Origin of the sequence: Nonomuraea sp. NPDC049714, from assembly GCF_044465295.1 — a bacterium.
GTDB lineage: Bacteria > Actinomycetota > Actinomycetes > Streptosporangiales > Streptosporangiaceae > Nonomuraea.
Map to the genome: position 1 here is coordinate 817,675 of NZ_JBITLM010000002.1, position 19,078 is coordinate 836,752.

The 19,078-nt window shown below is 71.1% G+C and carries 15 protein-coding genes; 7 read left to right on the forward strand and 8 right to left on the reverse strand.

The window, feature by feature from the left end:
• Both hrpA and ACIBQX_RS10690 read right to left on the reverse strand, forming a co-directional pair.
• Entirely contained in the window at positions 1 to 3,873 is a 3,873-nt protein-coding gene (hrpA, locus tag ACIBQX_RS10685) for an ATP-dependent RNA helicase HrpA (RefSeq protein ID WP_397002878.1), read from the reverse strand.
• A 233-nt stretch (positions 3,874 to 4,106) separates the two neighbouring features.
• Positions 4,107 to 4,466: a VOC family protein gene (locus ACIBQX_RS10690; RefSeq protein ID WP_397002880.1), complete on the reverse strand. Its 360-nt coding sequence runs from the start codon at positions 4,464 to 4,466 to the stop codon at positions 4,107 to 4,109.
• A 60-nt stretch (positions 4,467 to 4,526) separates the two neighbouring features.
• Here ACIBQX_RS10690 and ACIBQX_RS10695 point away from each other — a divergent pair, with 60 nt between their 5' ends.
• Positions 4,527 to 4,958, forward strand: coding sequence for a MarR family winged helix-turn-helix transcriptional regulator (locus ACIBQX_RS10695; protein WP_397002882.1), 432 nt, complete (start codon positions 4,527 to 4,529; stop codon positions 4,956 to 4,958).
• Position 4,959: 1 nt separating this feature from the next.
• Here the strand turns inward: ACIBQX_RS10695 and ppgK are convergent, their stop codons facing one another.
• Positions 4,960 to 5,679 carry a polyphosphate--glucose phosphotransferase gene (gene ppgK, locus ACIBQX_RS10700; RefSeq protein ID WP_397002884.1) on the reverse strand — a complete coding sequence of 240 codons (720 nt, stop codon included), beginning with the start codon at positions 5,677 to 5,679 and terminating at the stop codon, positions 4,960 to 4,962.
• Positions 5,680 to 5,777: 98 nt separating this feature from the next.
• On the opposite strand from ppgK, the gene ACIBQX_RS10705 reads away from it, so the two are divergent.
• Both ACIBQX_RS10705 and ACIBQX_RS10710 read left to right on the forward strand, forming a co-directional pair.
• Positions 5,778 to 6,902: a TIGR03118 family protein gene (locus ACIBQX_RS10705; protein WP_397002886.1), complete on the forward strand. Its 1,125-nt coding sequence runs from the start codon at positions 5,778 to 5,780 to the stop codon at positions 6,900 to 6,902.
• Positions 6,903 to 6,970: 68 nt separating this feature from the next.
• Positions 6,971 to 7,615, forward strand: coding sequence for a TenA family protein (locus ACIBQX_RS10710; protein ID WP_397002888.1), 645 nt, complete (start codon positions 6,971 to 6,973; stop codon positions 7,613 to 7,615).
• A gap of 26 nt (positions 7,616 to 7,641) precedes the next feature.
• Here the strand turns inward: ACIBQX_RS10710 and ACIBQX_RS10715 are convergent, their stop codons facing one another.
• Genes ACIBQX_RS10715 through ACIBQX_RS10725 form a run of 3 tightly spaced genes read right to left on the reverse strand, consistent with a single transcriptional unit; the run spans position 7,642 to position 10,411 of the window.
• Positions 7,642 to 8,220 (reverse strand): HAD family hydrolase, encoded by a 579-nt coding sequence (locus tag ACIBQX_RS10715; protein WP_397002890.1) that lies wholly within the window; start codon positions 8,218 to 8,220, stop codon positions 7,642 to 7,644.
• The gene (locus tag ACIBQX_RS10720) at positions 8,217 to 8,822 is read right to left on the reverse strand and encodes a response regulator (RefSeq protein ID WP_397002892.1); all 606 of its coding nucleotides are present in this window, start codon (positions 8,820 to 8,822) and stop codon (positions 8,217 to 8,219) included. Before ACIBQX_RS10720 ends, ACIBQX_RS10715 begins: the two co-directional genes overlap by 4 nt.
• Positions 8,823 to 8,863: 41 nt before the next feature.
• Entirely contained in the window at positions 8,864 to 10,411 is a 1,548-nt protein-coding gene (locus ACIBQX_RS10725; protein ID WP_397002894.1) for a carboxylesterase/lipase family protein, read from the reverse strand.
• A gap of 131 nt (positions 10,412 to 10,542) precedes the next feature.
• Here ACIBQX_RS10725 and ACIBQX_RS10730 point away from each other — a divergent pair, with 131 nt between their 5' ends.
• Positions 10,543 to 11,361 (forward strand): DUF4253 domain-containing protein, encoded by an 819-nt coding sequence (locus ACIBQX_RS10730; protein WP_397002896.1) that lies wholly within the window; start codon positions 10,543 to 10,545, stop codon positions 11,359 to 11,361.
• 71 nt (positions 11,362 to 11,432) lie between these two features.
• On the opposite strand, the gene ACIBQX_RS10735 is transcribed toward ACIBQX_RS10730, so the two are convergent.
• Positions 11,433 to 12,266: an SAM-dependent methyltransferase gene (locus ACIBQX_RS10735; protein ID WP_397002898.1), complete on the reverse strand. Its 834-nt coding sequence runs from the start codon at positions 12,264 to 12,266 to the stop codon at positions 11,433 to 11,435.
• Between the two features lie 151 nt (positions 12,267 to 12,417).
• Positions 12,418 to 13,692, reverse strand: a complete 1,275-nt coding sequence (locus ACIBQX_RS10740) for a Scr1 family TA system antitoxin-like transcriptional regulator (RefSeq protein ID WP_397002900.1) — start codon at positions 13,690 to 13,692, stop codon at positions 12,418 to 12,420.
• A gap of 223 nt (positions 13,693 to 13,915) precedes the next feature.
• Here ACIBQX_RS10740 and ACIBQX_RS10745 point away from each other — a divergent pair, with 223 nt between their 5' ends.
• The 3 genes from ACIBQX_RS10745 to ACIBQX_RS10755 all read left to right on the forward strand — a co-directional run bounded on the left by ACIBQX_RS10745 (position 13,916) and on the right by ACIBQX_RS10755 (position 19,050).
• Complete coding sequence (locus ACIBQX_RS10745; RefSeq protein WP_397002902.1) at positions 13,916 to 14,671, forward strand: hypothetical protein; 756 nt, start codon at positions 13,916 to 13,918, stop codon at positions 14,669 to 14,671.
• Positions 14,672 to 14,952: 281 nt separating this feature from the next.
• Positions 14,953 to 15,681: a hypothetical protein gene (locus ACIBQX_RS10750; RefSeq protein ID WP_397002904.1), complete on the forward strand. Its 729-nt coding sequence runs from the start codon at positions 14,953 to 14,955 to the stop codon at positions 15,679 to 15,681.
• Positions 15,682 to 15,852: 171 nt separating this feature from the next.
• Positions 15,853 to 19,050, forward strand: coding sequence for a hypothetical protein (locus tag ACIBQX_RS10755; RefSeq protein ID WP_397002906.1), 3,198 nt, complete (start codon positions 15,853 to 15,855; stop codon positions 19,048 to 19,050).
• Positions 19,051 to 19,078 lie beyond the last annotated feature (28 nt).

Consider the following 19,078-nt stretch of genomic DNA (forward strand, 5'->3'; position numbering starts at 1 on the left):
TCAAGGCATGAGGCGTTCCATCGCCTTGCCGATGCGCTTCTCCGACACGGGGGTCGACGTGCCCAGGGTCTGGGCGAAGAAGCTGACCCGTAGTTCCTCGATCATCCAGCGGATCTCCCGCACGTCCGGATCGGCGCGCCGCGCCGGGTGCAGCCGGTCCAGCAGGTCCTGGTAGTCGTCCTCGACCTTGTGGACCCGGTCCATCCACTCCTCGTCGCGCCAGGGCTCCTCGGGCAGCTTGGTGAGGCGGCGCTCGATGGCTCTGAGATAGCGCAGCACGTCCGACAGGCGGCCGTGGCCGGTCGCGGTGACGAAGCCTGGGTAGACGAGCTTGCCGAGCTGCTCGCGTACGTCATCGGTGGAGGCGCCGGCGCGCAGGCCGTCGAGGCGCGCGCCGATCGCGTGCCAGACACTGAGAATCTGCTCCACCCTGGCCAGCACCTCGGCCGCCGTCTCATGCAAACCGGCGCGGACGTGCTGATAGAGGCGGTCGTAGCCGACCGGGTCCCAGGCGGGGCCGCCGACTTCGCGCATGAGCTTGTCCACGGCCGCGTTGACGACGTCGTCGAAGAGGGCGACAGCGCCGCCGTGCGGGCTGCGGGACAGGGCCAGCTTCGCCTGGTTGGACAGGCCGCCCAGGAGGGACCTGGCCGGGTTGGTGACGTTGAGCAGGAGCAGGCGGCGGGTGCCCGGCCAGTGGGCGCGGCGCTGCTCCGCCTCCGTCTCGAAGATCTTGATGGAGACGGACTCGCCGGCGTCGACCAGCGCCGGGTAGCCCTTCATCCGGCCCTGCTCGAACACCTTGGGCAGGGTGCCGAAGCTCCACGAGTGGAGGCCCGTCCGTTCGAGGTCGTCGGCCGCCGCCGAGAGGGTCTTGCGCAGGCGGGGGGCCAGGCGGCGCTTGAGCGCGTCGAGGTCCTTGTCCTCGGCGACGGTGCGCTTGCGCTCGTCGATCACCCGGTAGGTGATCCGCAGGTGGTCGGGGACCTGGTCGAGCTGCCAGGCGTCGTGCGGCACGCGGACGCCGGTCAGCCGCAGCAGCTCCCGCTCGACGGCCTCCAGCAGCGGCTCGGCGCCCTGCTTGACGGCGGCGAGCACCTGCTTGGCGTAGTTGGGGGCGGGCACGAAGTTGCGCCGCAGCTGCTTGGGCAGGGATCTGATCAGCGCGGTGATGAGCTCCTCGCGCAGGCCGGGGATCTGCCAGTCGAAGCCGTCGGAGTTGACCTGGTTGAGCACCTGCAGCGGCACGTGCACGGTCACGCCGTCGGCGTCGGCGCCCGGCTCGAACTGGTAGGTGAGCTTCATCCGCTGGCCGAGCTGCCGCCAGTTGTCGGGGTAGTCGCGGACGCTGACGTCCGCGCCCTCGTTGACGAGCATCTCGGGCGAGTACGTGAGCAGCTCGGGCTGCTCGACCCGGGTCTTCTTCCACCAGGAGTCGAAGTGGCGGGCCGACACCACGTCGGCGGGCAGCCGCTGGTCGTAGAAGTCGAACAGGGCCTCGTCGTCGACCATGATGTCGCGGCGGCGCGCCCGGTTCTCGAGCTCCTCCACCTCTTCGAGGAGCTTGCGGTTGGCCTTCAGGAAGGTGTGGTGGCTGTCCCAGTCGCCCTCGACCAGGGCGTGCCTGATGAACAGCTCACGGGACAGGTCCGGATCGATGCGCCCGTAGTTGACCTTGCGCCCGACCACGAGCGGCACGCCGTACAGCGTGACCTTCTCCAGCGCGATCACCGCGCCCTGGTTCTTCTCCCAGTGCGGCTCCGAGTAGGAGCGCTTGACCAGGTGCTGGGCCAGCGGCTCCACCCAGTCGGGCTCGATCTTGGCGTTGACCCGCGCCCACAGCCGTGAGGTCTCCACCAGCTCGGCGGACATCACCCACTGTGGCTGCTTCCTGGCCAGGGCCGAGCCGGGGAAGATGGCGAACCGGGCGTTGCGGGCGCCGATGTACTCCTGGATGGGTCTGCGGCCCTCGGCCGGCCGCTGCTTGTCCATGACGTCCTTGACGCCGATGTTCGACAGGAGCCCGACGAGCAGCGCGGCGTGCACCTGACGGGGGTCGGCCGTCTCGGTGCCCGGGTGGGCGCCGAGCGCCTGGCGGAGCTGGCTGTAGATGTCCTGCCACTCGCGCACGCGCAGGTAGTTGAGGAACTCGGCCCTGCACAGGCGGCGGAAAGCGCTGGAGGACAGCTCCTTCTGCTTGTCGCGCAGGTGGTTCCACAGGTTCACGTACGACAGGAAGTCGGACTCGGGGTCGGCGAAGCGGCGGTGTTTCTCGTCGGCCTGCTGCTGTTTGTCCGAGGGGCGCTCGCGCGGGTCCTGGATGGACAGCGCGGAGGCGATCACCATGACCTCGCGCAGGCAGCCGTTCTTCTCCGCCTCCAGCACCATGCGGCCCAGGCGCGGGTCGACCGGCAGGTTGGCGAGCTTGCGGCCGGTGGCGGTGATGGCGCCGTGGGCGTCGAAGGCGCCGAGCTCGTGCAGCAGGCTCACGCCGTCCTTGACCTGGCGGCGGTCCGGCGGCTCGACGAACGGGAACCCCTCGATGTCGCCCAGCCCGATCGCGGTCATCTGCAGGATGACGGAGGCGAGGTTGGTGCGCAGGATCTCCGGGTCGGTGAACTCCGGCCTGGCGAGGAAGTCGTCCTCCTCGTACAGGCGGACGCAGATGCCGTCGGAGGTGCGGCCCGAGCGGCCCTTGCGCTGGTTGGCGCTGGCCTGGGAGATGGCCTCGATGGGCAGGCGCTGCACCTTGGTGCGATGGCTGTAGCGGGAGATGCGGGCGTAGCCGGGGTCGACGACGTATTTGATGCCGGGGACGGTCAGCGACGTCTCGGCCACGTTGGTGGCCAGCACGACGCGGCGGCCGGTGTGGCGCTGGAAGACGCGGTGCTGCTCGGCGGCGCTCAGCCTGGCGTAGAGCGGCAGGATCTCGGTGTTGCGGAACTCTGCCTTGGCCAGCGCGTCGGCGGCGTCGCGGATCTCCCGCTCGCCGCTGAGGAAGACCAGGATGTCGCCGGGGCCCTCGCTGATGAGCTCACGGCAGGCGTCGACGATGCCCTGGGTCTGGTCGTCCTCGTCATCGAGCGGGCGGTAGCGGACCTCGACGGGGTAGGTGCGGCCGGAGACCTCGATGATCGGGGCGTCGTCGAAGTGGCGGGAGAACCGCTCGGGGTCGATGGTGGCGCTGGTGATGATGACCTTGAGGTCGGGGCGCTTGGGCAGGAGCTGCTTGACGTAGCCGAGGATGAAGTCGATGTTGAGGCTGCGCTCGTGCGCCTCGTCGATGATCAGGGTGTCGTACTGCTCCAGCAGCCGGTCGGTCTGCAGCTCGGCCAGCAGGATGCCGTCGGTCATCAGCTTGACCAGGGTGCGATCGCTCGCCTGGTCGTTGAAGCGGACCTTGTAGCCGACGGCCTGGCCGAGCTCGGTGCCGAGCTCCTCGGCGATGCGCTCGGCGACGGTGCGGGCGGCGATGCGGCGCGGCTGGGTGTGGCCGATCAGGCCGCGGACGCCGCGGCCGAGCTCCAGGCAGATCTTGGGGATCTGGGTGGTCTTGCCGGACCCGGTCTCCCCGGCGATGATCACGACCTGGTTGTCGCGGATCGCCGCGAGGATGTCGTCGCGGCGCTGGGAGACCGGCAGATTCTCCGGATAGGTCACCACGGGCATGCCGTCACGGCGGCGGGCCAGCCGCCGCTCGGCCCGCTCGACGTCGGCGAGGATCTCCGCAGTGATCTTCTCCCGCGCCTCGCGGGAGCGCACCCGGCGCACGCCGTCGAGCCTGCGCCGCAGTCGCCGCTGGTCGCGCGGCATCAGGTCGGGCAGGCGGGAATGGAGGTCGGAGAGCGGAGAGGACAACGCAGGAGTTCCCATACTGCTTTCAGGATAATCAAGCCCCGCGTGCCGGGAGCCAACGGCCTATCGTGCCCCAGCGCCGCCACAGGTCGCATCCCAATATCTGACCGTGATCGCTCACGACCGGCCCACTCTCCCCAGAGTGTGTCCTGAGCGACCACGGTCACCTAATGAGACACCAGGAAATGCCTTCTGGTTGTCTCCGCGCAGCGCTTTTTTGATCTCCTTTTGACATGGCCGTACTGCCGTGTTCACGCATCGTGCACGGTGACCACGTAACCCTCGGGGTCGGCGAAGGAGAACGTGCGGCCGAACGGCCCGTCCACCGGCGCCGACGTGATCGGCACGCCGGCGCCGGCCAGCTCGTCGTGGAGGCGCTGCGCGTCGTCGGCCTTGAGCCAGAGCGCGACGCCGGCGCCCGGGCGCTCGGGCAGTCGCACGCCGGGCAGCGGCTCCCGGACGGCGAACGGGATCGGCGCGGTGTCGAACACCACCGCGTGCGGCGGGCCCGCCGAGGTGCGCTTGAGACCGAGGCGCTGCTCGTAGAACGAGGCCGCGGCCTCCAGGTCACGCACCTGCAGGGCGACGAAGTCGACTCCGGTGACGGTCATGGCGCACTCCTCTTGTATGTCAGGACTTTGACAAGGAGAAGCCTATGTCAAAATACTGACATGAAGCAAGAAGACCTCGGCCGCCTCGTCGGCTACCAGCTCAAGAGGGTCCAGGCGGCGCTGCGCTCGGCCATGGACGCCACGCTGCGCGAGCACGACCTCACCACACCCCAGTACATCTGCCTGGAGCTGCTCGACCAGCGCCCCGGTCTGTCGAACGCCGAGCTGGCCAGAGACGCCTTCGTCACCAGGCAGTCGATGAACGTGGTGCTGCGCAATCTGCAGGGCGCGGGCCTGGTGACCCGGCCCGCGACCGCCTCTCAGGGCAGGGCCCTGCCGCTCCGGCTCACCGAGCAGGGCACGGCCAGGCTGAAGGCGGCCAGGGCGGGCGTCCTGGCCATCGAGCGCCGCCTGACGGCGCGCCTGGACGTCCGTGAGACCGAGGTGCTGCTGGCCCAGCTCTCCGACATGGCGGAGTCGCTGCCCGGCTGACTCAGGCGCGGGCGGCGGCGTGGGCGACGCCGATGATGCCCGCCTGGTTCTCCAGCTCGGCGGGGATCACCCGGGTGTCCAGCCGGAGGTGCGGCAGGAACTTGTCGGCCTTCTTGCTGACCCCGCCACCGATGATGATCAGCGACGGGGAGAACAGCATCTCGACATGCTGGAGATACTGCTGCACCCGCTCGGCCCACTCGTGCCAGCCGAGGTCGTGCTCCTCGCGGGCCCGGTCGGAGGCGCGATGCTCGGCGTCCTTGCCGTGCAGCTCCAGGTGCCCCAGCTCGGTGTTGGGCACCAGCGTGCCGTCGACGAACAGCGCGCTGCCGATGCCGGTGCCGAACGTCAGCATGAGCACCGTGCCGCGCTCGCCGCGCCCCTTGCCGAACGTCATCTCCGCCATGCCCGCCGCGTCGGCGTCGTTGAGCACGGTCGCGCCGCCGAACAGCTCGGAGGCGTTCACCCCCACCCAGGCCGGGTGCAGGTTGACGGCGGTCCTCACCACGCCGTCCAGCACCACGCCGGGGAACGTCACGCCGACGGGGCCCGTCCAGGTGAAGTGGTCGACGATCTCGGCCACCACCTCCGCGACCGGACCGGGCTCGGCGGGCCTCGGCGTGGGAATGCGCAGCCGCTCCTGGGCGAACTCACCCGCCTCGACGTCCACCGGAGCGCCCTTGACCCCGGACCCGCCGATGTCGATGCCCAGAACCTCCATATATACCCACTCCCCCAGCCTCGGCGGAAAACACCTTACTGAACCCCGGCCACGACTCTCGCGTATCTCGCGTCACAAGCGCTAACAAGGAGGTACGGATGCGGTTACGCATCATCGCACTCTGCGCTGTCGCGGTGGCCATGGGAGCTCCTCTCACTGCCCCCGCACAGGCCACCACCAACACCAGGACGAAGTTCGACGTCGTCAACCTCGTGTCGGACGTCAGCGGAAAGGCAGCGGCCACCGATCCGAAACTGGTCAATCCCTGGGGTCTGGCCATGGGCGAGACGCTGTGGGTCTCCAACGCGGGCACCGGCAGCGCCACGGTCTACTCCGGCGAAGGCAGGAAGCAGCAGACGGAGGTCTGGATCCCGGGTGGCGCCCCGACCGGCCAGGTGGTCAACCCCGGCGAGGGCTTCACCGTCAAGGGCAAGCCCGCCACGTTCCTGTTCGCCAGCCCCAGCGGCGCGATCACCGGCTGGAACGCCGAGGTCGACCCGAAGAACGCGATCATCGGCGCGTTCACCCGCGGCGCCGACTACAAGGGCCTGGCGCTCGCGGAGACCGACGACGGCGACTTCCTGCTCGCCGCCGACTTCGCCGGCGGCCGGATTCACGCCTTCGACGAGGACTTCGAGAGGGTACGCCTGTCACGCTCGGCGTTCAGGGACCGGAACGTCCCCCGCACCTACGCACCCTTCAACGTGGAGGTCATCAACGACAACGTCTGGGTCGCCTACGCCCTGCGCGACCCCGAGACCGGCAAATCCGTGGCCGGCGCCGGCAAGGGCTTCGTCAGCCGCTTCGACCTGGAGGGGCGCCTGACCGGCCGCATCTCCCGCGTCGGGCTCAACGCGCCGTGGGCGATCGTCAAGGCCCCGCGCGGTCTCGGCCAGTACGCGAACTCGCTCCTGGTCGGCAACTTCGGTGACGGCACCATCCAGGCCTATCGCAACAACCGTCACCTGGGCGCGCTGCGCGACAACAACGGCAGGAAGATCGCGCTGCCCGGCCTGTGGGACCTGGAGCCCGGCACCGCCACCAACGGCGGCGCGAACTCCCTGTGGTTCTCCGCCGGCGTCGACGGCGGCAAGCACGGCCTGCTGGGCGTGATCCGACCGGCGGGTTCGCGCGGCTCGTCGCCGTCGACGACCACGTCGCCCACCCACAGGCCCTCCCACAATCCCACCAAGTCCAGCCAGTCGCCTTACGGCGGTTACTAGAAAGGGGGCCGGGGTTTCCGGCACGGTCGCGCGAGCCGTGCCGGGACCGGGGCCCTACAGTCGTGGCCGTGAGCGAGCAGAGATTCAGCGATTGGCTACGAGAGCAGTGTGAGCCCGGGTGGACGGCGGTGGTGACGCACCCGTTCGCGATGGCGATCACCACGGGCGAGGCCGCCGAGGACGGCATGCGGCGCTATCTGGAGCAGGACTTCCAGTTCGTCGACTCCTTCACGGCCCTGCTCGGCGCCGCCGTGGCGAGCGCCGACAGCTTCGAGGCACGGGTCCCGTACGGGAAGTTCCTCGGGCAGGTGGCGACCACGGAGGAGAAGACGTACTTCCATCGGGCGCTGGCGGCGCTCGGCGGCCGGACGGAGGTGACGCTCGAGCCGGTGACCGTGGCGTTCAGGCGGCTCATGGACGAGGCCCGCGCCTCCCAGGACTACCCGCTGATCGTCGCGGTGCTGTGCGTGGCCGAGTGGACCTATCTGGGCTGGGCGTCCAGGGCGGTCGAGCCGCTGCCGGAGAGCTTCGTGCACCGGGAGTGGATCGAGCTGCACGAGGGCCCGGAGTTCCGGGCATGGGTCGGCTTTCTGCGCGAGGAGCTGGACCGGCTGGGCGCGGTGATGGACGAGGACGGCAGGCGGCGGGTGCTGGAGGTGTTCGGCCAGGCTGTGGAGCTGGAACGGCGCTTCTTCGACATGGCGCTCGGCTAGGCGAGCGCCGCCCAGGTCGTGCTCGGTCAGGCCAGCGCCGCCGCCAGGTCGGCGACGCGGCGGAAGTGCACGCCGGTCATGCCGAGCCCGACGGCGGCCGTGACGTTCTCCAGGCGGTCGTCGACGAACAGGCAGCGCTCGGGCGCGACCCCGGCCAGCTCGGCGGCGATCTCGTAGATGCGCCTGTCGGGCTTGGCCACGCCCACCCGGGCGCTGCTGACCACGGCGTCGGCGAAGTAGGTCAGGCCGAGCTGGTCGAGGTGGCCTTCGAGGGTGTCCATGGCGTTGGTGACCAGCACCACCGGCACCCGCTCCTGGGCCCGGGCCAGCAGCGCCCGGACCTCCTCGTCCACCCGGAACGGCACCGCGGCGAACTCCGCGGCGGCGGCCCTGGCGCGCTCGTCGCCGCCCAGGGCCGCCGCGATGGACGCCACCCACTGCGCCTCGGTGACGTGGCCGAGGGTGGCCGGCAGGATCAGGGCCGGGTCGAAGGCCGTCTTCCTGAGAGGCAGGCCGTAGCGGGCCTCGATGTCCGCCTGGACCGCGTGGTCGAACTGCCGCAGCACGCCGTCGAGGTCACACAGGATCGCGTCGAAGGTGGTCACAGCCACCCATTGTGCCGGGCGAGCCGGCCCGCCTCGATCCGGTTGCGGGTGTGGGTCTTGCCGATGGCCGACGACAGGTGATTGCGTACGGTGCTCTCCGACAGGTGCAGCCGGGCGGCGACGTCGGCGATCGTGGCGCCGTCCAGCGCGGCGGTCAGCACGTCGCGCTCCCGTTCGGTCAGCGGGCTCGGCCCCGCGTGCAGCGCGGCGGCGGCCAGCGCCGGGTCGATGATCCGCTCACCGGTGACGGCCCGGCGGACGGCCGCCGCCAGCTCCTCCACGGGCCCGTCCTTGACCAGGAACCCGGCCGCCCCGGCCTCCATGGCCCGGCGCAGGTAGCCGGGCCTGGCGAAGGTGGTCAGGATCAGCACCGCGCACTCCGGCAGGGCCGCGCGCAGCTCGGGCAGCACGTCCAGCCCGCTGCGGCCGGGCAGCTCGATGTCGAGCAGCGCCACGTCGGGGCGGTGCGCCGCGGCGGCGGCCACGATCTCGTCCCCGGCGGCCACCTGGGCGACGATCTCCAGGTCGTCCTCCAGGTCGAGGAGGAGCGCCAGGGCGTCGCGCATCATGCCCTGGTCCTCGGCGATCATGATCCTGATCACGGCCGTCTCCGTCTTCCCGCAACCGTCTTTTCCGTAACCCGTTACTTCCAGAAGCCCAGTCGGTGCCTGGCAGCGTAGTCGACGGTCCGGACGGCGCCGGGCTCGAGGGACAACGTGCCGGACCCGGGCTGCATGGATTGCGTGCCGGACGACAGGCGCGGCCAGGAGGGCAGGCCGGGACCGTTCGGGTCGCCGCCGCGGGCGAAGTTCGTCCAGTAGCCGATCATCTGCCTGGACAGCTTCCGCTGTCCCGCCGACAGCGCGGCCTTCTCGTCCTCGAAGAGGTACGGCAGGTCGGCGGCGTGGTAGGCGCCCCATGCGAAGTCGGTCTCCAGCGGCAGGAACATCGGCGCCTTCCGGTCGGCGAACTCGTAGCCGTACACGGGGACGTGGCGAGACAGGAGCGTGTTCTGCTCGTGGGTGGCACGGGCCCACATCCGGTCGGTCAGGACGGCGGCCCACGCCATGCTGGGGGACTTATACCGATTTACCGGATATTTCCGGAGAATGTGCGGTGCTTTCTTGCCGAACGCTTCCCGTACCAGAGCTGAATAATCCGGAGTTTTGCCCTGCATGTCGTAGTTCATCGCGACGAACAGCCGGTGCTCGTCCCGCGTCGCCCCTGCCAGCACCGGCACCCGGTGGAAGCGTCCCTCCCGGACGGCCGTGGCCGGCGAGTCCGGCAGCACGCCGTTGCCGTAGGCGTAGCTCTGGAAGGCGTTCATGATCTGCGGCACGTCGAGGATCTTCTTCACCGGCAGCCGCCGCAGGCACTCCAGGTCGGAGCAGCCGAGCTGCCCGGCGAAGTGCTCACCCATGGCGGCCGTCTCCGCCTCGCTCCGCCAGGCGAACGACGGCTGGGCGGGCAGGCCGGGCACCATGCTGCCGGCGGGCATGTCCATCATGGTCTCGCCGCTCTGCATGATCGCCCGGTCGAACAGGCCCTTCGCGGCCGGCGCGGTGAGCAGCCCGCCGATCGCCAGCGCGCCGTAGGAGACGCCGAAGACCGTCACGTTGCGCGGGTCGCCGCCGAAGGCCGCCGCGTTGCGCCGTACCCAGCGCAGTGCCTCCATCTGGTCCTGCAGCCCGTAAGTGCCGGAGTCGCGCAGTCCCGGATGGCCGAAACCGCTGAAGACGCCCAGCCGGTAGTTGATCGTCACGACCACCACGCCCCGCTCGGCCAGCTTGCGCGCGTCGGAGAAGTGCCCGGCGCCCAGCGCGCCGTCGCCGTGCACCCAGACCATCACCGGCCGCCGGGTGCCCGGCTCGGCGGGCGTGGTCACGTTCAGGAACAGGCAGTCCTCCGTCTCGCTGCGGATCGGCGCGTAGGCGGAGCCCACCTGCGGGCACATGGCGCCCGGCTCGGTGGCGTCCTTGACGCCCCGCCACGCGGGCGCCGGCTGCGGCGCGGCCCAGCGCGCCGCCGTGGCATAGCGGATGCCCTGGAACAGCCGGTGCTGTCCGCTGAGGGCGCCGCGGACCGCGCCGGCGTCCGTCGTCACGACCTCGGGATCGGGCCGGGATCCGGTCCCGGCGTCGGTGGTGGCACACGCTGTGAGCAGTACGGCCATCGCCAGCAGAATTCTCATGCCCTCACCGTCGCCGACACCGGCGGTGGCCCGGAAGATTCGTGGATACGGGATCGGCTAGGACAAAAGTCCTGAAGCCAGTGGCGGCATTACCATCTCCGAGACAGGATTCGGTATCGGAACGGTAGGGCATGAACGATCATCAGCTCCCGCGCGAGCTGTGCCGGCTGTTCGCCGACGGTGGCAGGGGGCGTTCCCTGTCGATCGGCCTGCCCGAGGGGGGCGTGGTCTGGCCCGACCCCGGCTACACGGAGCAGGGGCAGTCGCCGCGGCCCGCGTTCTGGATGAGCGACGAGCCCGTGAGCGCGGACGAGTGGCGCCGCTTCCGTGCCGAGCACCGCCGCAGCGGGCTCTGGCCGATCCTGCTGGACGAGTCCGCCCAGCCCTGGTCTGTGGGGCAGGTGGTGCCCGACGAGCCGATGCTGATCGAGCACTTCACCGCCGAGGGGTTCATGACCGAGGTGTGGCAGGAGTGGGTGTCGAAGATGCCGCAGGACGCCCTGGACGAGCTGTACCCCTACGGCGCGCTCTGCCCGGGGCCCGCGCCGCCCGGCGTGCCGGTGGCCGATCCGGACGCCGTCGCCGACTGGTACGCCGGGGAGCTCGCGGACCGGGGCATGCCGCTCGGCCTGGTCGCCGCTTCCCGCAGCGCCGACGCGCTGGCGGTGATGGGCTGGCAGGGGGCGCTGCACCACAACGAGTGGATGGTGCCACTGGCGGCGGTGGTGCGCAGCTGGGAGGACCGCTTCGGGGTCCGGGTGGTGTGCGTGGGCTTCAACACCCTGGAGCTGAGCGTGGCGGCGCCACCGGTCGAGCCGGAGCACGCGCTGCACGTCGCGGCCGAACACTGGGCGTTCTGCCCGGACAACGTGGTGCAGGGCCCGGGAGATCTTCAGGGGTACGCCGAGCAGATCATCGGCGGGCACACCTGGTCTTTCTGGTGGGACTGACGTCTTTCCGGTGGGACTGACGTAACTCGGGGAGAATGACGCCTTTCTGGTGGGGCTGCCGCCCGCGCCGCTCAGGGCAGGCGGGCCACCGCCGCGTAGTTGCCCGAGGCGGCCGGCTGGTCGGCGCAGTCGGTGGTGTCCCGGTCGGGCCGCCACTGCGGGACCCACACCAGTCCGGGCTCCAGCAGGTCGAGGCCGTCGAGCAACGCCTCCACCTCCGCACGGGTGCGGACGGCGTGCCCGGGCAGCGTCATCGCCAGCAGGTCGTTGATCGCCGGCAGCAACTCGGCGGGGATGCCGTCGAAGGTCGTCTGCAACAGGGCCAGATAGCTCCCCACGGGCACGGACTGACGCAGCCGCTTGATGATGTAGCGGGCCTGCTCGTCGTCGCTGAGGCTGTGCGTGGAGACCAATAACCAGGCCATGGGCCGGTTCCAGTCCACGAAGGTGCGCACGATGCGGTCGTCGAGGATCTCGTCGAACTCCCGCACGTCGCCTTCGACCACGCGCACCAGATCGGTGATCGGCTCGATGGTGGCCTGCGCATTCGCCAGCACCATCGGATCACTCTCGACGTACACGACCCGCGCGCAGGACTCGCTCGGCCTCTCGCGGGCGATGTCGTGCAGCTGACGGCCCTGCGGCAGGCCGCTCGGCACCCCACTGCCGACGACCAGGAACTGGTCGATGCCCACCAGCGCCAGATGACGCACGACTCGCGACAGATAGCCCTGGATCGCCCGCGCTGCCGCCGTGGTCACGGCGGCGGAGACGTCGTAACGGTGCACCGCGTCTCTGTCCGCCCGGAAATTGTTCTTGCCGCCGGTGGCGGCGTCGAGTATCCGCGTGACCCTCGCATGCGCGGTGTCCAGATTGGCCAGATTACGGATGGCACGTTGACGCATTCAGTCTCGCCCCTTTCCCCTCGCCACTTTCATGGGAAAGATACTTCCGGTCTCTGACCCCACTTCGGACAGCCAAGTCAATAATGATCCCTAAAAGCCCCTATAAAACAACACATGCCGAAGTTGTTTCAGGAAATATGGCTTTTCACTATCAGCGGTCGCGAATGATCTCATTCGCCGGGGCGTGGGATAGCCGCTCCCGATGGGAGTAGAGCAGGTCAAGCGTCTCGTCGCGGGTCGTCGTGGTGACCGAGAGCTTGGCGAACGCCTGGTGGTAGCCCTCGACGATCACCGCGTCGGTGATCAGCTCGTCCGCTTCGAGCGCGTGCGAGCAGGCGATGTCCGGCTCGAAGGCCTCGGGGAAGCGCCACAGGGTGAACGGGCCGGTGCGGGGCACGTAGGCCGGATCCTCCATCGGCACGATGTGCAGCGAGATGTTCGGCCGCTTGGTGTACTCGATCAACTGGTCGAGTTGGTCGAGCATCACCTGCGGGGTGGCGATCGAGCGGAGCAGGACGCCCTCGTCCATGACCGCCCACACGACCGGGCCGCCCGGGCTGCCGATCAGCTTCTGGCGGGCCACCAGGATGTCCACCGCCGCGTCGGCCGTGGTCTGCCGGAACGAGCCCATGTCCATCGCCGCGATGGCCGCCAGCGCGTACGTCTCCGTCTGCAGCAGCGGCGGGACGAAGTGGGTGTGATAGGTGCGGATGACCGAGGCCCTCGCGTCGATGGCACAGGTCGTGGCCAGCCAGACGGGGACCCAGTCGGAGTCGTACCACTCCAGCTCGCGCTCGCCCCGGGCCAGCGACAGAACGTATTCACGGGCCGGCATCGCGGTGACCCCGTAGAGGGTGAGCAGGCGCTCGACGGTGGCCGGGGCGGGGGCGAGCCGGCCCTCCTCGATCGCCTCGACCGCCACGGCGCCCCTGCCGAGCGCGGTCTCCACCTTCTCCGGTGACAACTGCGTGGCCAGGCGGAGGGAGCGGAGCCGCTCACCGAGCGCCTGACGCATCGGCTCCTCCAGCGGCGCGGCCGCGTCGGGGATCTCCATGGCGGGCTCCGGATGCTCGGGCAGGCCCTCGGCCTTGCGCGCGAGCTCGATCACCCCCCGCAGGACGACCATCGACTCCTCGGAGAGCCCGGAGGCGGTCAGGCCGATCCCGCCGGCCCGCAGTTGCAGATCGTCAACCGTGCCGGACTCCACATAATCCTCACCCACCAGCCACCCCACGCTCACCTGGAGGGAAGCGGCCAGCGCCCGGAGCACCTGGAGTGTCGGGTTGGTCTGCTTGCCGGTGCGCAACTGGCTGACGTACGCGCGGGTGATGGGGATGCCGGCCTCGGTGAGGGCGGCAGCGACTTGAGCACCTGTGAAGCTCCGCTTGTTCAGCGCGAGATCCAGCCGCTCAGCGAACTTCGCCACGCGATCCTCCTGCTACCCGTGAACGCTCTTCCGGCGTTGGCCTGGTCGGGCACGCAGCCGCCTGCCCGCTTCAGGTCATTGTCCCCGCATTCAGAGCCTCACGTTATCCGAAAACTGAGAGTTGACACCACATCGTGCCTTTGGCCAGTATCGTACGACACGTGGAAACTGAGACCTGACAGCCGGAGCCTCTTCTTGAGGCCCGACAGGGAGGTGGCAGGACGTGACCGTTGATCACCAGGTCAGTCCCTGGTTCACCAGAAATACGGCTCCACCGGCACACGAGCGGGTGGTCGAGCGCATCTGCGCCCGGGCCGCGCCCGAAGGCACGCCGATTCACGTCACGGATCTGCCCTTGGGCGGCGTCCAGATATGGATCGACGGCGACGGTGACAGGTGGAGCCTCTACCACCGGATGGCGCACCAGCTCCGGCTCGCCGGCTGGCACACCGAGACGGGCACCGACCGCCTGCTCGTGCTGGGCTGGAGCGCCGACTGCCTGGCGCACCGCGTCCGGGTGCTGCACGCCGCCCTGGCGGGGCGGCTGGCGGACTTCGACCTGACGTCCTTCACGGCGGTCTCCATCGCCACCCGGCTGTGCCAGGAAGGGCTGCCGGCCGAGCGGATCGTCCCCGAGGTGGAAGCCCGCATCCGTGAGGAGCTGCGCTGGCCCGGCCGGCTGGCCGACCTCGACGGCCTGCAGCGCACCGCCTCGCTCGAACCGCTGCGGCTCCGGCTGGCGCAGGTCGCCGGACTGGAGGCCACGGTACGCCAGCGCTGCGGCGAGCACCTGTCGCTGGCGGGCCGCGTCGCCACCACGGTCACCGGCGGCCAGGCGCCGCCGAGGATCGGCCTCGCCCGCCTGACCACGGGCCTGTCGGAGCGCATGGTCGCGGCCAGCGTGCCCAACCGCCCGCCCGGCTTCCTCCTGGATTCCGTCCCCGCCATCCCAGCGGACAGCTACGCCGCCACGGCGTGATGATCCGCCCGCTCACCCCGGCCTCCCCACAGCCGGGGCGAACCGGCACCGACAGGAGTGATGATGCGCACTGACGAGGTTCGCGGCCCCTACCGGCCGCCTCACGGCGTCCCGGCAGGCGGGACCCGAGCGGCCGCACGCGAACGGCCGGCGACGTCGGCGGCCACCGTCAGGCCCGTGCACCGGCTCCGGCCGCACGTCCGGACGCACGAACGGACACACGTCCGGAGACACGTCCGGAGACACGTCCGAACGCACGAACGGCGACGCGGGAGGCCGGAATGAGCCGGGGCAGGGTGGGCGTGATGGTGCCGCCCGGCAACCCGTCGGCGGAGCCCGAGCTGACCCGCCTGCTCGGCTCCCGGGCCGACATGCACGTCAGCCGCTTCCCCGTACGGCCCGGCCGGGCGCTGGCCGAGCGGCTGGAGAGCTACAACGAGGCGCTGCCCGCGATGGCCTACTCCTTCGGCGAGTTGCCGCTCGACGCGCTCATCATGGCCTGCGACAGCCCTCGCTACCTGCTCGACCCCGACGAGGACCGCGAAGGCTGCCTGCGGCTGACGGAGGAGTGCGGGGTGCCGTTCGCCTCGGCCACGGTGGCCGTGCTGGAGGCGATCGAGCATCTCGGGCTGGACGAGATCCACCTGATCTCGCCGTACCAGCCGTGGCTCACTGAGCTGGCGGAGCGGTTCTGGAAGGCGGCGGGGCTGCGGATCGCGGGCGTGCTGCCGGTGCGCGCGCAGGGCGGCTACGCGCCGTACGCCATGACTCCCAGCGAGCTCGTCGAGCAGGTCAAGCAGGCCGACCTGCCGGCGGACGCGGTGCTGCTGTTCACCGGCAGCGGCATGGCGACGCTGCCCGCGCTCGGCACGCTGGGCGCCGGCAACGACCGGGTCCTGCTCACGTCCAACCTGTGCAGCGCCTGGTGGGCGCTGTCGCGGGCGACGGGCAAGCCGGTCACGCTGAACCGGACGCCGCACCACGCGGCCGCTCACGGGAGAGCCTCATGAACGACCTCCGCACGCCCCACCCCCGCACGTCCCACCCCGGCTCGCACCCTGCCGGCTCGCACCACCCCGGCTCGCACGCCGCCGTGGAGTCCGTCTAGCGGGCCTCTCCCTGAGCAGGCCGGGGCGAGGCCGAGCGCGGTTCCCGCGCTGACGTGAGGAGATGTCGATCAGATGTGGCGGACGCTGTCGAACGAGGCGCGCGAGGCCATCGGTGAGCTGTGCGACGAGCACGGACGCCACCTCTACGACTACTGCCGCACGGCCCTGGCCGGTTCCGACGCCGAGGCGGCGGTCGCCGACGCGCTGCTGTCGGCGCACGCGCACGCGGACCGGCTGGCGGAGCCACGGCTGACGCGGCCCTGGCTGTACGCGCTCGCCCGCGCCCACCGCGCCGCCATCGCGGCGACCAGGCCGGCCAGCACCGGCTCGTGGTCGCGGCCCGGCGTGGCCCCGGACCTGGTGCCCGAGGGCCTGATGGCCCTCGACGGCCCGCACCGGGAACTGCTCGACCTGTCGGTACGGCACGGACTCACGAACGCGGACATCGCCGTGATCTTCGACGCGGAGGCGTTCGAGGTGGCGGCCATCGTCGCCGAGGCGGCCGACACCCTGGAGGAGTGGTTCGCCGCCGTCCGCGCGGCCAGGACCCGTGACGGGTGCCCGCGGCTGTCCACCCGCGTCACGGACTGGACCAAGGCGCCGGGCAGGCGGAACCGCACCCGGATCGCCCGGCACATCCTGTCCTGCTCGGCCTGCCGGGCGGCCCCGAGAACCGTGCGCGCCACCACCCTGCTGCACCGCCTGCCCCTGGCGGCCGTACCCAGCACCCTGCGCGAACAGCCCGCCTGGGGCCGGCCGCTGCCCGGCGACGATCCCCTGTGGCGACCGGACGGATTCCCCCGACAGGCCCGCGGCCTGGTGGAACCCCCTCCGGCGATGATCTCCCTGGTCCCCGGCCCCACGACGGAGACCAGGGAACCCTCCTGGCCGGTGGCGGGCGCGGCCGCCACCGGCCAGGAACCCTCCAGAACCAGCGCCCCCCGCCCCACCGGCACCCACTCGACGGGCACCCGCTCCACGGGAACCGCGTCAGGCGCCACCGCGTCCATCGGCCCCCGTCCCACCGGGACCGCACCCAACGCCACCGCGTCCGGCGGCGGAGGGCCCAGCGGTGGCGGATTCGGCGGTGGCGGGTTCGGCGGGACATCCGGCGGCGGGGGGCCCGGCCGGGGGTTCGGCGGGACGTCCGGCGGTGGGGGGTCCGGCGGCGGGGGGTCCGGCGGCGGGCCCGCGCAGCCGGTGCCCGCCGGTGCCCCTTCAGGCGCCGCGCCGTCACGGGTGCCGTCCGGCAGCGCCGCGCCGGGGGTGTCGCCCAGCGGCGGTCCGCTGGCCGCCCCCATCGGCAAGGCACCCTTCGGAACGGCGCCCGGCACTCCCTTGAGGCCCGCGACCGGCGACGCCCCCTCAGAGGCACCCGCCAACGGCGTTCACCCAAGAGCAACGATCACCGACGCCTCGCCGACAGCGACGACCACCGCCACCGCCGTTCCTTCAGGCACCACCGGCGGTACGCCGCGCGGCCGGGATCCCGCAGTCCTGGCCCAAGGCGGAAGGGAACCCTTCTCCCCCGCCGGTACGGCCCTCCTGGACGCGACACACCTACCAGCAGAGCACCACGCCCCCGGCCCCACGGTCCCGGATCAGCAGGCCCATCGACCCACCGACCGCACGATCCCAGGCCAGCAAACCCAACGACCCACCGACCTCGTGGCTCCGGACGAAAGGCGCGACCCGCCCACCGCGGGGCCGGACCAGGGGCTGGGCCGGCTGGTCGCCACGGGTCCGGCTCGTGCCCTTCCGGAGATCCCCTCGCAGAGGCGTACCCCCACCCGGCAGACGGCCGAAGGCCGCTCACCACAGGAGCCGCCCGACCTCGGCCGCAGGCTCCCCAAGGCAGCCGTCGCCAGGGCCGAGGCCCCGGACAGCACCCCGCGCCGAAGTGCCGAGCCAGGAGACAAACTCGTCTTCTCCGGCGAACGCCCTTCCCGCGAGCGTCCCGTACAGGAGTCTGAACGGCCCCCCCAGCAGCACCAGGCGAATGACCGGCCGCCCGAGCCCGTGCGGGACCCACAGGCGAAGCGCGGGCAGGTGTGGGCCCTCCAACCCCCACGGCTGACCCAAGGCCCCGACCGCCAGAACGTACGAAACCCCGACCAGCCACGCGTACGGCCCGAGCAACTGCGCGTACGGGAACCTGACACCCCGCACGTCCAAGAGCCCGAACGACCCCACGTACAGAGACCCGACACCCCGCACGCGCGAGAACCCGAACGACCGCAGGCCCGGCAATCCGACACCCCGCACACGGGGGAACCCGATCAACTGCGGGTCCGGGAGCCCGGCCCCTCGCGTGTGCGGGAGCCCGACGACCCTCACACGCAGCAGCCCGGACGCCCGCAAGCGCCGGAACCCGAACGCCTGCGGACGCGGGAACCCGAGCGACTCGTCGTCCGGGAGCCCGAACGGCTGCAGGTGCGGGAGCCCCGCAGGTTGCGGGTGCGGGAGCAGGGGGACGAGCAGTGGGAGGAGTTCTGGGAGGGGCGGCCGGACGAGGACGACCCCGAGGCGCGCATCTCCCTGCGCTGGCTGGTCCGGATGGCGCTGGTGATCGGTCTGGTGATGGTGGCCGGAGGTCTCACCTGGTCCGTCTTCCGGAACCAGACGTCGGGGACGGCCGCCTCGGCGACCGGCCCGACGGCGCTGGCGCCCGCCCCCTCTGCGTCGGCTCCCCCGGCCCAGGCCACCGAGGCGCCCGCGCCGACCATGCGGCCGACCGCCCCTGCCGCCGAGGCGACCGGCCAGGGGTCGCCCACCGGCACGGCCACGGCTGAGGCGACCGATCAGAATTCGCCCACGGACACGGCCACGGCTCCCACGCCTCAGGACGAGCAGGCCGAGGCCGGTAAGAAGGCGCTGCCGGCACCACCCGCCCCGGTGGCGCGGCTGTCGCCGGAGTCCGTGCAGCTCGGGACGGAACGCACGGGGACGTTCAAGCTGTCGTGCACCGGCGACTGCGAGGTCACCTCGTTCACCGGCTCGAACGGCATCGTGATCTCGGGCAACACCTTCACCGTCCGGGCCCCGGCCGAGCGGCCGGGCTGTTCGGGGCCGCCCATGACGGAATCGGGTGTCATCACGATCGGCTGGTCCGGCACGGCCACCGGCGACGGCCGCAGCACCGAGGGCGCGACGGCCGGCGACGGCACCCTCACGATGCTCGTCTCCTGGACCGTCACGAGCAACAAAGGCGCCTTCATCCCCGACACGAACGGAGGAGGCTACTGGAGCAACTGCCCTAAGAACGAATGAAACACCCAGGCACCATGCACCAGCCACG

Bases quoted from the DNA above. Each gene is read 5' to 3' on its own strand.
- hrpA (WP_397002878.1), bottom strand. From the start codon at position 3,873: ATGGGAACTCCTGCGTTGTCCTCTCCGCTCTCCGACCTCCATTCCCGC.
- ACIBQX_RS10690 (WP_397002880.1), bottom strand. From the start codon at position 4,466: ATGACCGTCACCGGAGTCGACTTCGTCGCCCTGCAGGTGCGTGACCTG.
- ACIBQX_RS10695 (WP_397002882.1), top strand. From the start codon at position 4,527: ATGAAGCAAGAAGACCTCGGCCGCCTCGTCGGCTACCAGCTCAAGAGG.
- ppgK (WP_397002884.1), bottom strand. From the start codon at position 5,679: ATGGAGGTTCTGGGCATCGACATCGGCGGGTCCGGGGTCAAGGGCGCT.
- ACIBQX_RS10705 (WP_397002886.1), top strand. From the start codon at position 5,778: ATGCGGTTACGCATCATCGCACTCTGCGCTGTCGCGGTGGCCATGGGA.
- ACIBQX_RS10725 (WP_397002894.1), bottom strand. From the start codon at position 10,411: ATGAGAATTCTGCTGGCGATGGCCGTACTGCTCACAGCGTGTGCCACC.
- ACIBQX_RS10730 (WP_397002896.1), top strand. From the start codon at position 10,543: ATGAACGATCATCAGCTCCCGCGCGAGCTGTGCCGGCTGTTCGCCGAC.
- ACIBQX_RS10735 (WP_397002898.1), bottom strand. From the start codon at position 12,266: ATGCGTCAACGTGCCATCCGTAATCTGGCCAATCTGGACACCGCGCAT.
- ACIBQX_RS10750 (WP_397002904.1), top strand. From the start codon at position 14,953: ATGAGCCGGGGCAGGGTGGGCGTGATGGTGCCGCCCGGCAACCCGTCG.
- ACIBQX_RS10755 (WP_397002906.1), top strand. From the start codon at position 15,853: ATGTGGCGGACGCTGTCGAACGAGGCGCGCGAGGCCATCGGTGAGCTG.